Origin of the sequence: Pantoea sp. GM01 (assembly GCF_000282675.1) — a bacterium.
GTDB lineage: Bacteria > Pseudomonadota > Gammaproteobacteria > Enterobacterales > Enterobacteriaceae > Pantoea > Pantoea nemavictus.
Window position 1 is genome coordinate 1 of the sequence record NZ_AKIU01000064.1, and the last position, 13518, is coordinate 13518.

15 protein-coding genes are annotated in these 13518 nt (G+C 52.4%); 4 read left to right on the top strand and 11 right to left on the bottom strand.

Annotation, left to right across the window (positions count from 1 at the left end; genetic code table 11):
• Nucleotides 1-68 precede the first annotated feature (68 nt).
• The 10 genes from PMI17_RS18300 to PMI17_RS18345 all read right to left on the bottom strand — a co-directional run bounded on the left by PMI17_RS18300 (nucleotide 69) and on the right by PMI17_RS18345 (nucleotide 9705).
• Complete coding sequence (locus tag PMI17_RS18300; protein ID WP_007891357.1) at nucleotides 69-1157, bottom strand: acyltransferase family protein; 1089 nt, start codon at nucleotides 1155-1157, stop codon at nucleotides 69-71.
• A 236-nt stretch (nucleotides 1158-1393) separates the two neighbouring features.
• Nucleotides 1394-2146, bottom strand: coding sequence for an L-cystine ABC transporter ATP-binding protein TcyN (gene tcyN, locus PMI17_RS18305; protein WP_007891358.1), 753 nt, complete (start codon nucleotides 2144-2146; stop codon nucleotides 1394-1396).
• Nucleotides 2143-2811, bottom strand: coding sequence for a cystine ABC transporter permease (tcyL, locus tag PMI17_RS18310; RefSeq protein WP_007891363.1), 669 nt, complete (start codon nucleotides 2809-2811; stop codon nucleotides 2143-2145). The genes tcyN and tcyL overlap by 4 nt, the downstream gene beginning before the upstream one ends.
• A complete protein-coding gene (gene tcyJ, locus PMI17_RS18315) occupies nucleotides 2811-3611 on the bottom strand; it encodes a cystine ABC transporter substrate-binding protein (RefSeq protein ID WP_036621803.1) in 801 nt (266 codons plus the stop codon). Before tcyJ ends, tcyL begins: the two co-directional genes overlap by 1 nt.
• Nucleotides 3612-3827: 216 nt before the next feature.
• Nucleotides 3828-4814 carry a D-cysteine desulfhydrase gene (locus PMI17_RS18320; protein WP_007891374.1) on the bottom strand — a complete coding sequence of 329 codons (987 nt, stop codon included), beginning with the start codon at nucleotides 4812-4814 and terminating at the stop codon, nucleotides 3828-3830.
• 131 nt (nucleotides 4815-4945) lie between these two features.
• On the bottom strand, nucleotides 4946-5449 hold the full coding sequence (gene fliZ / locus PMI17_RS18325; protein WP_007891377.1) for a flagella biosynthesis regulatory protein FliZ: 504 nt from the start codon (nucleotides 5447-5449) through the stop codon (nucleotides 4946-4948).
• A 51-nt stretch (nucleotides 5450-5500) separates the two neighbouring features.
• A complete protein-coding gene (locus PMI17_RS18330; RefSeq protein ID WP_007891379.1) occupies nucleotides 5501-6223 on the bottom strand; it encodes an RNA polymerase sigma factor FliA in 723 nt (240 codons plus the stop codon).
• A gap of 143 nt (nucleotides 6224-6366) precedes the next feature.
• Nucleotides 6367-7335, bottom strand: coding sequence for an HNH endonuclease signature motif containing protein (locus PMI17_RS18335; RefSeq protein WP_007891381.1), 969 nt, complete (start codon nucleotides 7333-7335; stop codon nucleotides 6367-6369).
• 259 nt (nucleotides 7336-7594) lie between these two features.
• Nucleotides 7595-8800, bottom strand: a complete 1206-nt coding sequence (gene fliB, locus PMI17_RS18340; protein ID WP_007891383.1) for a flagellin lysine-N-methylase — start codon at nucleotides 8798-8800, stop codon at nucleotides 7595-7597.
• Between the two features lie 71 nt (nucleotides 8801-8871).
• Entirely contained in the window at nucleotides 8872-9705 is an 834-nt protein-coding gene (locus tag PMI17_RS18345; protein WP_007891386.1) for a flagellin, read from the bottom strand.
• Between the two features lie 402 nt (nucleotides 9706-10107).
• On the opposite strand from PMI17_RS18345, the gene fliD reads away from it, so the two are divergent.
• The 4 genes from fliD to fliT (PMI17_RS18365) all read left to right on the top strand — a co-directional run bounded on the left by fliD (nucleotide 10108) and on the right by fliT (PMI17_RS18365) (nucleotide 12760).
• Nucleotides 10108-11547, top strand: a complete 1440-nt coding sequence (gene fliD / locus PMI17_RS18350; protein WP_007891389.1) for a flagellar filament capping protein FliD — start codon at nucleotides 10108-10110, stop codon at nucleotides 11545-11547.
• Nucleotides 11548-11556: 9 nt separating this feature from the next.
• On the top strand, nucleotides 11557-11967 hold the full coding sequence (fliS, locus tag PMI17_RS18355; RefSeq protein WP_007891391.1) for a flagellar export chaperone FliS: 411 nt from the start codon (nucleotides 11557-11559) through the stop codon (nucleotides 11965-11967).
• On the top strand, nucleotides 11967-12329 hold the full coding sequence (fliT, locus tag PMI17_RS18360) for a flagellar protein FliT (protein ID WP_007891394.1): 363 nt from the start codon (nucleotides 11967-11969) through the stop codon (nucleotides 12327-12329). The genes fliS and fliT (PMI17_RS18360) overlap by 1 nt, the downstream gene beginning before the upstream one ends.
• A gap of 137 nt (nucleotides 12330-12466) precedes the next feature.
• Entirely contained in the window at nucleotides 12467-12760 is a 294-nt protein-coding gene (gene fliT / locus PMI17_RS18365; RefSeq protein WP_007891398.1) for a flagellar protein FliT, read from the top strand.
• A 115-nt stretch (nucleotides 12761-12875) separates the two neighbouring features.
• Here the strand turns inward: fliT (PMI17_RS18365) and yedD are convergent, their stop codons facing one another.
• The gene (gene yedD / locus PMI17_RS18370; RefSeq protein ID WP_007891400.1) at nucleotides 12876-13337 is read right to left on the bottom strand and encodes a lipoprotein YedD; all 462 of its coding nucleotides are present in this window, start codon (nucleotides 13335-13337) and stop codon (nucleotides 12876-12878) included.
• Nucleotides 13338-13518 lie beyond the last annotated feature (181 nt).

The following is a 13518-nucleotide window of genomic DNA, read 5'->3' on the forward strand; positions in this document are numbered from 1 at the left end:
TAGGGTCGCCATTCATGGCGACCTGCTATCAAAGCTTTTAGGGCCAGCGAACTGGCCCGGCAGGTTTATTATTGTAGCGGTGCGCTTTTCGTTTCCAGCGTAGATTTGCGCAGCAGGCGCGGATAGAGGAACAGCATGCGGCCCGGCCCACGGTTGAGCAGCGTCCACACCAGCAGTGAGATGCTGGTACAGAGCGCGACGCCGGTAATCGGCATCAACAGTGCCCAAGCCCAGCTAAAGGCGGCATTGCCAAACCAGCCGTAATGCAGCGCCAGCGCAATCGCACTCAGCCCCAGCAATTCAATAAAGATACGATGCAGCACGTAGATTTGCAGCGTGTTACGCCCAATCCAGTTCAGCCACGCCATATTGAAGCGCTCATTGAGGAAGCGGCACACCACAATGCCAAACACGATGGTCAGCAAGCTGTAGAACGGATTTTTATAGATACCGCCGACGTGGTGCAGGATACCGATCAGCGCAATCGCGCCGAGCAGCAGCCAGTGCTGACGCTTCAGTTCGCTAATCTCAATCAATGCCTGACTAAAGAACACGCCAATCAGGAAGTAGAGGTAGTTCTGCGCTACGCTGGCAGGTCCCCAGCCGGGAATCAGGCTGAACTGCGCGGCGTAGGTAGCAACCACGCCTAACGCCAGCAGCGCCAGCTTCTGGCGGTGGAACAGCTTGGTGAACAGGAAGAAACCAGCCAGCGCGTAGAGGTACCACAGGCTGGTCATTGAGGTCATCAGCAGCTTAATGAACTCAAATGGTGTGTCGGCATAGGCGGCGTTTTTAGTGCTGGAAAGCCTCTCCCCCAAATGCGTGGAGATGTAATGAATACTTAGCCACTGAATCACGCCCCACAGCAGGTAGAGATAAACGATGTTGCTGAACTTCTTGGTGAACACCTCTTTCCAGCTTTTTTTGGTGATCGAACTCGCCGCCAGCAAGCCCGAAACAAAGAAGAACGCTGGCATACGCAGCGGCGACAGGTAGGTATTAAAGGCCACCCACCAGTGCGCAGGCAGCAGACCGGCGGTGAGATGATGCAGCGAAGGGGCGAAGGTGGTGATGATGGAGTGATGTAATACCACCATCAAAATACAGCCCCCTTTGAGGGTATTGATCCAGAGGACCTCTTTCCTGGCAGTTGTCATTGCGATGTCCTAATTGCGCCATGAATTTGTAAAGAATTATTTATATTTACAAAGATGTCTCAATCGGGACTCTCTTAAAAAAGACCTGGCGTATTGCCTTAGGTTTTTTAAGATTAATGTTTCCATTAAATACATATAGTTATCGCAACGGGGTAAAAATACTTTCAGAAGATACTTAGAGGAGCAATGTGCGGAAAATTAAGACAAGCGTCGCCATTTTCTGACGACGCTTACGATTATTGGTTAAGAAACTTGTCGAGAAATTGCCGGGTACGGGCCTGCTGCGGATTGCTGAACAGCGCCTGCGCCGCGCCCTGCTCCACAATGCGTCCCTGATCCATAAAGATGGCGCGATCGGCGACGTCACGCGCAAAGCTCATCTCATGGGTAACGATCACCATGGTGCGTTTCTCCTGCGCCAGCGCGCGGATGGTGTTGAGCACTTCGCCTACCAGCTCAGGATCGAGCGCCGAGGTCGGTTCATCGAACAGGATCACCTCCGGACGCATCGCCAGCGCGCGGGCAATCGCTACGCGCTGCTGCTGTCCGCCGGAGAGACGACGTGGGAAACTCTGCTCCTTGCCGTGCAAACCAACCTTTTCCAGCAAACTGCGCGCACGTGCGATGGCTTCCGCCTTCGGCTCGCCCTTGACGATCACCGGCCCTTCAATAATGTTCTCCAGTACCGAACGGTGCGGGAACAGATTGAAGTTCTGGAAGACAAATCCCACCTGCTGGCGCAGCTGACGCACCAGCTGCTTCTGCTTATTGAGGCCGAGCGCCGCATCGATAGCGATATCACCCACTTTGATGCGCCCACTTTCCGGCACTTCCAGCAGATTGATACTGCGCAGCAGCGTGGTTTTACCGGAACCGCTCGGCCCAATAATCGCCACCACTTCGCCAGGTGCCACGTCGAGGTCGATGCCGTGCAGCACTGTCTGGCCGTGAAACTGTTTCACCAGCTGACGGACTTCAATTGCACTCATTTGCCCTCCTGATCCTGACGATTCACATGCGCTTCAAGCCGGTTTTGCAACGCCGACAGCACGGTCGCCATCACCCAGTAGATCAGCGATGCCGCCAGATACATGGTGAACACTTCCAGCGTACGTGAGGTGATTAACTGCGCCTGACGGAACAGCTCCGGCACCTGAATGGTGGCGGCCAGCGAAGTATCTTTCACCAGGCTGATAAAGCTGTTGCCCAGCGGCGGCAGCGCGGTGCGCGCCGCCTGTGGCAGGATCACGCGACGCAGCGTTTGCCACGGCGTCATGCCGATGCTGGCAGCGGCTTCCCATTGTCCACGCTCAATGGCGGCAATCGCGCCACGCAGTGATTCAGAGGCATAGGCGGCGGTATTCAGCGACAGGCCAATCATCGCCGACGGAATCGGATCCAGCTCAATGCCGAACTGCGGCAGACCGTAATAGATCATAAACAGCTGGGCGATCAGCGGCGTACCGCGAAATATCGACACGTAGATACGCGCCAGCCAGTTAATCGGCCAGAAGTGCGACAGGCGCATCAGCGCCAGCACGAAGCCGAGTATCAGGCCGAAGAACATACCGCCGATACTCAGCTGCAGCGTGAACAGCGCGCCTTTGAGTAGAAATGGTGCTGAATCCAGCACCAGTTGTAAGCTTTCCTGCATTATTTAGTGACGTCCGCGCCGAACCATTTTTCAGACAGTTTGCTCAGCGAGCCATCTTTCTGCATATCGGCGATGGCCGCGTCGATGGCTTTCAGCAAGGTGTCGTTGCCTTTACGCAGCGCCACGCCGGATTCCAGACGGGAGAATGCCGGGCCCGCTACCGCCATGGTATCGCCGGTTTTCTTCACCAGATCCAGCGCCGCTAAGCGATCCACCAGAATGGCATCAATACGTTTAGAACGCAGATCCTGATATTTGGTTGGGTCGTCATCATAGGTGCGGATATCCACGCCTTTAACGTTGTCACGCAGCCACTGCTCGTAGTTGGAACCAAGGCCGACGCCAACTTTCTTGCCTGACAGATCCTCCGGCTTGGTGATGCCCGCTGCGTTTTGCTTCAGCGTCAGCGCCTGCACGCCAGAAATGGTGTACGGCGTGGAGAAGTCATACTTCTTCTGACGTTCAGCGGAGATGGTCACCTGATTGATCACCACATCGATACGCTTAGAGTCCAGCGACGCCAGCATGCCGTCCCATTTGGTCGGACGCAGATCGGCTTTCACGCCGAGGTGCTTTGCCAGCTCCTGTGCGAACTCAACTTCAAAGCCGGTCAGCTGGCCTTTTTCATCCTGGAAGCTGAACGGCGGATAGGTGCCTTCCAGCCCGACGCGCAGCTCACCTTTGCTCTTTACCTGCGCCAGCAGATCGTCTGCGGCGAAAGATTTCACGTTGACGCCCGCGACCAGCGCTACCGCCATCATTCCCATCACCATCTGGCGACGAATCGGAGAGAAAGTCATGTTTACCCCATTTATTGTGATGTGTTGTGTGCTTATTTTGCTGCGCATAGATGCGCGCCTTACGACTACCATGATTCAATCACCGCACATTCCGTAGCGGCGCGATTTATCGCGCAATAAATTGCGCCGCTACGATACGAGGATGCTGTGATATTGCCATTAATGGCGACCGTTTGTTAATAACCGCCGGATTATAAACCGTTTTTAAAATCTTTCTCAGACCGAAGGGTGATAAGCAAATAACGCAGGCGATCCGCCGGTATGCACAAACAGCAGCGGCCCTTCGCGACGGAAGCGGTTTTGCGCAATACCATCAATTAATCCCGCCATCGCTTTGCCGGTGTACACCGGATCGAGCATGATGCCCTCCAGGCGCGCCAGCAGTTTCACCGCCGCCATTCCTTCATCGTTAGGCTCGCCATAGCGCGGCGCGAAGTAGTCATCCCACAAGGTAATCGGCGCTTTAGCCTGCACTTCCAGCTGTTCAGCCAGCGCGCTGCGGATGCGCTCAACCACCGGCAGCTGCGCGGCGACTTTACGTGAAACGGTAACGCCCACCAGCTCGGTTTCCGGCAGCAGCTGCTCCAGACCAATCGCCAGGCCAGCGTGCGTGCCCGCGCTGCCGGACGCCACCACCACTGCGGCGAAATCGACCACGCCTTCGCTCTGGTGGGCGATCTCCTGCGCGCACTCGACGTAGCCAAGCGCACCCAGCGCATTAGAGCCGCCGACCGGCACAATATAGGGGCGGAACCCTTGCGCTTCGAGCTGTTCGGCATGAGCGGCCAGTTGTTCAGTGGGATTGTGCAGCGCATCAACCATGACGATTTCCACGTCCATCAGATCGATCAGCAGGCGGTTACCGTTACTGAGGTAGTTTTCAGAGGTGGTGCCAATCGGGTTTTCCAGCAGCGCCACGCACTTCAGGCCGAGACGCGCCGCCACCGCTGCGGTTTGCCGCACATGGTTGGATTGTATGGCGCCCGCCGTCAGCAGCACATCCGCGCCTTCGCGCAGCGCATCGGCCGCTAGGAATTCGAGTTTACGCAGCTTGTTACCGCCCAGCGCCACCGGCGTGAAGTCATCGCGCTTAATAAAGATATCGCGACCCAGATAATCAGAAAGCCGGGGCAAATGCTCAAGCGGCGTGGGTGCACCGAGTAATTCAAGACGGGGGAACTGGTGCAGAAGATGTAAGGACAATGCAGCCTCCATTCGGGCAATGTGCAGTTATCCATACAGTGTTGCAGAAGATGAGAAAAGTCGCACCCGGAATTCAACGTGTGCTGCCCTTGTTGCTGTCATGCTCGACAACAACAAGGGTGGGATCACCCTCAGCCCTGCTGCCAGCCTAAAAACTGGTCATATTTACGCAGTGCAATGCGGTAGTTATTGTTACCCGCATCGGGCAAATCGTTCTCCAGACACTCATGCCAGCTGTTTCCGCGCAAACGATCTGCCGGGAAGTTTTTCGCCTTCAGCATGTCATCAAGCCGACGCAAACGTACCACATACTCACGTATGGTACTGTGGCTCATCTCGGTCTGCTCAAACAGGTATTGCTTAAACGCCATAATGTCGAAGTAATTCGGATGGGTATTACAAAAAATATCGCTGCAGAAACGACACAACGCGGTCAATTCTGGCTGGAGTTTCATCCACACCTGATCGTCAATCATTTGGTCCATGCGTGCGATGGCCTCTTTATTGATGATCTGGCCGCGAAAGACTAACGCCATACGATCTAAAACTTTGCCACAGTGTGAACAATTGCTTTGGCTGTGCTTATAGTCTTTAAGATAGCGACTTAAAGGTCTGGCTTTAACTTTGGCTCCCATTGCTGAGTCCCCGGTTTTATTGTTTTTTTCGATCGCCAGGAACTGAGTCTGTTAGCGCGCCCCCGATAATCGGGCACGCAGGCGTTTGATCGCCTGACTGTGCAGTTGACTGACGCGGGATTCCCCCACTTCCAGCACCGCGCCAATCTCCTTCAGGTTCAGTTCTTCCTGGTAGTACAGTGTGAGCACGAGTTTTTCACGTTCAGGCAACGCCTCAATCGCTTCAATCACGCGGTCACGTAGGTTTCCTTCCAATAACTGATGAAGCGGGTTGGCTTCCTCGTGCCCCTCCGTCACTAGCTCCGCACTGTCGCCGTGTTCTTCCCGATACTCGTCGTAAGAGAAGAGTTGGCTGTTGTTGGTATCGAGCAGAATCTGCCGATACTCCTCCAGCGAAACATTCAGTCGCTCAGCCACTTCCTGCTCAGTAGCCGAGCGCCCCAACGCTTGTTCTACCTGATGCATGGCCCCAGCGACTTCGCGCGCATTTCTGCGCACGCTGCGTGGCGCCCAGTCGCGACTGCGCAGCTCATCCAGCATTGCGCCCCGGATTCGCTGCACGGCGTAGGTGGTAAAGGCGGTGCCCTGCAGCGCATCGTAGCGCTCCACGGCATTTAATAAGCCAATGCCACCGGCCTGCAGCAGATCGTCAAGCTCAACGCTGGCTGGCAAACGTACCTGCAAGCGCAGCGCTTCATGCCGCACCAGAGGAACGTAGCGCTGCCAGAGCGAATGTTTATCCATCACGCCATCGGCGGTATAGAGATCGTTCACGTTGACTACCCTGCGTTAATAAAGTTATCGGCATGATTATCCAATTCTGTAGGGGTTTTGATTGGCAGAATAGGCGGGCAAAAGCGAGGTTATTTCAAATTTGTTATGGATGGCGGTGGATCGCACCGCCATCCGCGTAGCGACTAGCGCAAGTTACGCAGGCGCTCCCGCGTGCCAGGCGGCACCGCATCCCATAATGCGCAAACTTTGCCCTCAAGTGCCTGATAAAAAGGCGTAATCAACGCTTCAGTTTCCAGCGCCGGATTAAACAGCACCTGACCGGTTTCGGCGTTGATGCTTATCATTTTGTTGATAAACAGCCGCTGCAGATCGCTGCGCAGGAACAACCCGTTATCGGCGCTGTTATCGGCCAGAAACCCCTCTTCATTCTCCTGCGTGTCGATGTAACAGGCTTCCACCCACGGCCAGCTGTGCCGCTCGGTTAGCTGCGTACCGGTAATGATGCAGGCGCCATAGCGCGCTTTCACCGCCGAGGTGAACTCCGCCTGGCTGGTGCGCTGCAACACTTTGGCTTTCACCCGTCGCCCCACTTCGGTGCCGGGCATCACGCCGCTCGGCACTTTATATTGCGGCGTGCTCAGTACCACGAGAAATTGAATCTTCCGCGACAGCGGGAAGCAGGGATGCGCCTGCGCATCAAACAGCTGCCAATACTCCTCCTCTTCGGTTTGACGCATCAGCACCAGCTTATAGCCGCGACTGTTGAGCAGATTCTGCGCCGCCGCCGAATTGGGATCGAGCATGGCAAACACCTGGGTTTCCCCCACCACTTTCCAGCGCCCTTCTTTGCGCGCCGCATCGTCACGACGGAAATAGAGAAACGCCTGCTGATTTTTCAAATAGTGTTCAAAGCGACGCAGATAATTTTTGCGCTCGTTGTCGTCGGAGACAAACAGCAGATCCTCAATCGGGCTGTTGATCTCCTCCTGGGCGAACAACGCGCGGATCACCAAATTGCGAAAGCTGGTCGACGGGCTCAGCAACCCGCGGGCGGTAAGCTCTTTCTCGTCAGGATGCTGCTGCGTGTAGCGCAGGGCAATCTCTTCGAAGGTCAGTAGCTCACCCGGTAACAAGTCATAATTGAAGCGCATAGACACCCCAGAAATAGAAAAATGTGGTTCAAAAATTGGAAGGATTCTGAAGGGAGTTATCGGCAATTGGCGGGCGGACTGTAACAGGTTGGTTACTTTTCTCAGGATGTGAAGTATTGAGGGAAATTGTACCGGTAGCGCTCGGGTAATTTGCGTTAAATCAGGCGAAATAACCTGGATGAAGATTCATTCTTAAAATGGCGCGATTATTCTGGGTGCATACTGTTGCGCACCCGGAACAATTTCCTGCTTGCCCGCATTAATTCAGCAAACACAGCAGCGACAAATCATCATTCATCTTGAACTCATCAATGCACTGATAAAACACATCCATGATGGCTTTATTATGCTTAGTGACCGCGTGGAAGCTGTAGATGATATTAATGATGTCTTGCTCATCCGGCTCACTGCGATCGATCACGCTGAGTGCAATCATTGCGCGCAGCAGTCGCCACTCGGCGGTTAATAAGTAGAGACATGCCAGCGGTGTACGTGCGGCATAACCTGGGAATGCATCATTGTAAATGCGATATTGCAGATAGTTATTAACGATCCACGGACGCTGCGCCAGCCAGGGCGCTACGCGCTGCTGCCAAAGCTGGTCAAGCTCGGCGAGTTTACTCGCTTTAATCGCTTTACTCGTGACGTCAGCCTGGAAATGGTGCAGCGGATCAATATAGCGGCCTAAGGTATTGCGCCCGCGCGTCGCACCACGCTGACGAATAAAACTTTGCAGATGCAGCAATAGCGCCCATTGCAACTCTACGTTAGGCTGCAATGACTGCATGTTATTCTCTGTGCCGTTACATTCTAATCCTTGTAATAAGGTAACAAACACATTTTCCAGCCGATTAAAATTATCGGCTGCGCCTGCGGGTAATTTATCCAGCATTAAAAATAGCATCGCCAGGCTATAAAGCCCTTGCTCGACACGAATATCACTCTGTCTCATCAAGGTGGCGCACATTATATTGAGCAGTTTCTTCTCATCTTTTATTTCCTGCTCGGGATTGAACTGTTTTTGCAGTTCAGTGCGCTGCTGCAACGCCATGCTTTCGGGATCGGTTAATACTAAGCGTGCCGCTTCAGGACAAGAGAGCGTTAAGGTTTTGCTCACTTCACGCTTGCTGGTGATCTGTGCGCGCGGGTAATTAGCGCAGGTTGGACTCAGCGCTTTTGCGCCTAGCTGCTTGTGCACTTTGCACAACTTCTGTTCATCAATAAAGGCACAGTTGCCTTCCGTATTGAGTTTCATCACGCCCCAATTGGCATGTCCTTTTTTGTGGACATCAATATGCTCGGCGGCGATCTGTTTAATTTCGATTTTCGTGCTGTTCAGATACCGGCTCACCGTGGGTTTATCAAGGGTGATTCCCCAGCCACCGCAACAATGCTCGCGACAACTGCTACCGACACATTGAAAAGCAGTGACAAATACGGGTTCAGTTATCGCAATCTCTTTCATTGCCCGGCTCCTGAGTAAAAATAAAGAAAAAGGCGACATCGCGTCGCCTTTTATCATTGTGCTGCGGCTAATTAGCCCTGCAGCAGAGTCAGTGCAGACTGTGGAACCTGGTTCGCTTTAGCCAGTACGTTAGTACCAGCCTGCTGCAGGATCTGTGCACGAGACATGTTTGAAACTTCGGTCGCGTAGTCAGCATCCTGAATACGAGACTGAGCAGCAGACAGGTTGGTAGAAGTGTTGTTCAGGTTAGTGATAGCTGATTCGAAACGGTTCTGAACCGCACCCAGACCGCTACGTGCAACGTCAACTTTAGCGATAGCTTTGTCAATGGTATCCAGGTCAGTTGTAGTAACAGCTGTCAGGTCGATGTCTTTAACACCTAAAGTATCGGTATCTGCTTTAGCAGTGCTCAGATCCAAAGTGATTGTTTCACCATCATTAGCGCCAACTTGAATAGCTACTTTACCATCTGAAGCTGCACCAGCAGTACCAGTCAACAATTTGGTGCCGTTGAAGGTAGTTTGGTCTGCAACACGGTTAATTTCGTCCAGACGTGCTTTGACTTCGTCCTGCAGTGAAGTCAAGTCAGAGTCGCTGTTAGTACCGTTGTTCGCCTGAACAGTCAGCTCACGGATACGCTGCAAGTTGTTGTTGATTTCGTTCAGCGCGCCTTCAGCGGTCTGCGCCATTGAGATACCATCGTTAGCGTTACGTGCAGCCTGGTTCATACCACGGATGTTTGAAGTCATGCGGTTGGCAATCGCCTGACCAGCAGCATCGTCTTTCGCGCTGTTGATACGCAGACCAGAAGACAGACGCTCAATCGCAGTGCCCAAAGAGGACGCTGATTTGTTCAGGTTGTTCTGAGTGGTCAGTGACAGAATGTTTGAATTAATAACGCCCATGATTACAGTCCTTAATAAAGTTTAGGTTTCGTGAGAAGCGCTGTGGCACATCTCGCAGTCAAAAAGGGTATCGGCACGGTTTTTAGGAGCTTTAGAAAAAAAGCAAAAAAATCATTTTTATCTTTTCAATCAAACAACTAAATACCACATCCTTTCCCTTCCTTCCCCACCTCTCGCTCGAACAGGGCGATTACGCCGTGCGTATTTCACTTAAGGCGCACAGTGAATCATTTATGACTTCTCTTCCTTATATGATCATACGCGTTAACACGCGGCGGCTTAACGGCAGAAACACAGTGTGATCACCTGCAACCTTCGGCGATTAGAAAAGCAAAAGCGGCGTAAACTTCCTGGCTGACCTGCCGATAACAGCAGAACATTTAACTGCCCGAGGGATCTGTCATGGCTGGAATTAGTAACCTAAACGTGGGTGGGGGTCTTGAACTCGGCACCCTATATACGCAGCTGGAAACCGCAGAAAATACCAAACTGACTACAATCACCACTCAGCAAACTAAAGCGCAAAGCAAAGTCACCGCCTTGGGCCAACTGCAGAGTGCACTGGCATCGCTGCAAACCGCCGCTGCCAAGCTGAAAAGCACCGATACGTTTAACGCCACCGCCGTAACCAGCACCAACACCGCATTTAGCGCCACGACCAATAGCAGCGCGGTTGCCGGTAGCTACAACGTATCCGTTACGCAGATCGCGACGGCGCAGAGCCTGATTTCTCAACCCATCGTGGATGCCGCTAATGTCGGTGACAGCAGCGCGACCGGTAGAACTATCACGCTGACCCAAGGTAGCGGCGATCCCGTCACCATAAAGCTTGACGATGGTCAACTTTCCTTGAGCGGCGTCGTCAAAGCAATCAATGCCAGCGGTGCAAACGTCTCAGCCACCACTATTAAAGGCAGTGATGGCAACTTCCGTTTGCTGATTACCTCAAAAGAGACCGGCACAGCGAATGACATTACACTGAGCGTAAATAACGACTCAACGTTGCAAGGCGTCATCGGTTTTGACAGCAGCAGCGGCACGGGCGTGATGTCGGTGCAAACCGCTTCACAAAACGCCAAGCTGAAAGTGAACGGTATTGATGTTGAAAGTGCCAGCAACGTTATTACTGGCGCACCGGATGGCGTAACGCTGACGCTCAAATCGGCGACCACCGCTGATGAAAGCCTGGTGGTGGGTAAATCGACCACCGCGGTACAAACGGCGATTACTGACTTCGTTACTGCGTATAACAAAGTGAATTCGGTGATTGCCAGCGTCACCAAATACACCAGCGTGGCAACCGGTGACGATCAAGACACGTCGAACGGCGCGCTAGTTGGCGACAGCACGGTGCGAGCAGTGCAATCTCAGCTCAGCGGCATGATCACCCAAGTACAAAGTGGCGGCAGCTTTGCCATTCTGGCGCAGATGGGTGTCACCATCGATCCCAACAAAGGTTCCGATGGTTCGCTCGGCAACCTGAAAGTGGACAGCACCAAACTGACCGCAGCTTTAACTGACAACCCACAAGCGGTAACGCAGTTCTTCGTCGGCGACGGTAAAACCACAGGTTTGGGCACGCAAATCAATACCAAACTCACCGATATGCTGAGCACCTCGGTGGGAAAAGAAGGCCTGATGAAAAACGCCATTGATGGATTTAACAATCAATTGGATGAATTAGGCGACCGCTACGAAAGAATGCAAACCACGATTGATACCACGATGGCGCGCTACAAATCACAGTTCACCGCCCTCAATACATTGATCACCCAGATGAACAGCACGTCGAGCTATCTGACACAGCAATTTAGCTCAACGTCCTCTTCATCCAGCAGCTAAGGAAACGTTATGTATAACCAGTCTGGTGCTAACGCCTATGCCCGCGTCGGGCTGGAAAGCTCTGTGATGAGCGCCAGTCAGGAACAGCTGATGACCATGCTGTTTGACGGGGCGCTCAGCGCGTTAATTCGTGGTCGCCTGTTTATGCAGGACGGCAACATCGAAGGTAAAGGTAATGCACTGGCAAAAGCCAGCAATATTATCGAAAACGGTCTTCGACTGAGTCTGGCTAAAGAAGGCACGGATGAGCTGAGTGATAACCTGCTCGCGCTCTATGCCTACATGCAGCGCAGAATCACGCATGCCAATCGTCACAATGATGTTGAGGCAGTGGAAGAAATTGAAGGCTTACTGCGCAATATTGCGGATGCCTGGAAGCAGTCGCTGGAAATGGTTGCAGCGGAAAGGGAAGCCGAATAATGAATACTTTGCCTACGCTGCAAATGCGTTATCGCCATGTACTGGAGTTGAGCCAATCCTTGCTGCGCTTAGCGCGCAGTGAGAACTGGGATGAAATGCTGACGTTGCAGCAGAACTATTTTACTGCGATTAACGATATTCAACGTGAATCGCAGCAAACGCCGCCACCTGCTACTGCGTTGCACCAATTGCGGCCATTATTAAGTCAGTTACTGGACAATGAAGAAGCGTTGAAGAAATTAGTGCTTCTGCGCCAGGGCGAACTGCGACAGCTCTTAAGCCGTCATTCTCAACAAAAGTCCGTCATGAACGCCTACAGTCAGTTATCGGGAAAAATATTGCTGCCGCGCGACATGCCATAATACTTTTCGCCCCGCACGAGTAGAAATTAAGCGGGAATAAGAGGCAGATTAAGCCTGTTATTTTCGCCAATAAAATATGTTTATGCAGCTAAAATAAATATAGTTAATTGGAATTTTTACCAGCAGGAACCCTACCGATGAAATTTAATGAGTTGTTAGGATGGTACGAGCAATTGCTGTCACAGAGTAACACTATGATCGTGCAGGCCAAAAATGGTCAGTGGGAAGCGTTAATTGAAAGTGAAATGATTTATTTACAAAGTGTCGAAGTCATCTCATCAGAACAGGCGAATAACGGATATAGGTCTTCATCCCGGAAAGAAATTCGCTCGTTATTAAATAAAGTATTAGCTAATGAAGATGAACTCAAAAATTTACTGAGTTCACGCATGGATGAAATACGTTCACAGCCTTATGTTGCTATGCAATAAAGTTTCACGCTTCAACACGTGGGATTTTTCAAGAAAGTTAGGTTTTAATCTATAAAAAGGGTAAGAGATTTCACTTCTTACCCTTTTTTTACGCGCTAACAGCGTTAACACGCGATTACTTCTCTACTACCACCGGACGCATAATTTCCGGCTCAATATCCTGAATCACCGCGTCATTCGGGCGCTTCGCCACTTCGTCCAGCGCCTGCTGGCACTCAACGGTTGGGCGGTCTACTTTGCGCAGGCGCAAACCGTCGTAACGCAGCTCACCGTTCTCCAGCTTCAGCGGCATCACGCGCACCTGACGCGTCACGTTGACCCAATCATCGCCCAGGCGCGTTAATTTGCCCGGTTTAGCAATCACGCGCTGCCACTGGCGGCAATCCAGCGTATCGCCTTCGGCACTGATAATCAGGCTGCCCATCGCCTGCTTGCTGATCAACTTGCTCTGCGGGCCAACGGTTTGCCAGTTGCCCTGCAGTTCCAGCGGTGCCGGGGTTTTCACGGCCTGGTCATAATTGCTGATCTGCGCACAGCCACTCAACGCCAGCGCGGCCAGTATCATCCACTTTTTCATTCTCGTTCCCTACACTCGCATCAATGGCGGCTACGTTATAATTTTTCCCGTCAGTTGCGCAAGGTATCTACGTTATGCCGCGCGTTTTTCCCCGCAGCGTACGCCATAAAAAACTCAAGCCGCTCATTAATGCGCCGATAACTCATCCTGGAGTTAACGGATCTGCACAAAATAATAATTA

Bases quoted from the DNA above. Each gene is read 5' to 3' on its own strand.
- PMI17_RS18300 (WP_007891357.1), bottom strand. From the start codon at position 1,157: ATGACAACTGCCAGGAAAGAGGTCCTCTGGATCAATACCCTCAAAGGG.
- tcyN (WP_007891358.1), bottom strand. From the start codon at position 2,146: ATGAGTGCAATTGAAGTCCGTCAGCTGGTGAAACAGTTTCACGGCCAG.
- tcyL (WP_007891363.1), bottom strand. From the start codon at position 2,811: ATGCAGGAAAGCTTACAACTGGTGCTGGATTCAGCACCATTTCTACTC.
- tcyJ (WP_036621803.1), bottom strand. From the start codon at position 3,611: ATGACTTTCTCTCCGATTCGTCGCCAGATGGTGATGGGAATGATGGCG.
- fliZ (WP_007891377.1), bottom strand. From the start codon at position 5,449: ATGGGAGCCAAAGTTAAAGCCAGACCTTTAAGTCGCTATCTTAAAGAC.
- PMI17_RS18335 (WP_007891381.1), bottom strand. From the start codon at position 7,335: ATGCGCTTCAATTATGACTTGTTACCGGGTGAGCTACTGACCTTCGAA.
- fliB (WP_007891383.1), bottom strand. From the start codon at position 8,800: ATGAAAGAGATTGCGATAACTGAACCCGTATTTGTCACTGCTTTTCAA.
- PMI17_RS18345 (WP_007891386.1), bottom strand. From the start codon at position 9,705: ATGGGCGTTATTAATTCAAACATTCTGTCACTGACCACTCAGAACAAC.
- fliD (WP_007891389.1), top strand. From the start codon at position 10,108: ATGGCTGGAATTAGTAACCTAAACGTGGGTGGGGGTCTTGAACTCGGC.
- fliS (WP_007891391.1), top strand. From the start codon at position 11,557: ATGTATAACCAGTCTGGTGCTAACGCCTATGCCCGCGTCGGGCTGGAA.
- fliT (WP_007891394.1), top strand. From the start codon at position 11,967: ATGAATACTTTGCCTACGCTGCAAATGCGTTATCGCCATGTACTGGAG.
- fliT (WP_007891398.1), top strand. From the start codon at position 12,467: ATGAAATTTAATGAGTTGTTAGGATGGTACGAGCAATTGCTGTCACAG.
- yedD (WP_007891400.1), bottom strand. From the start codon at position 13,337: ATGAAAAAGTGGATGATACTGGCCGCGCTGGCGTTGAGTGGCTGTGCG.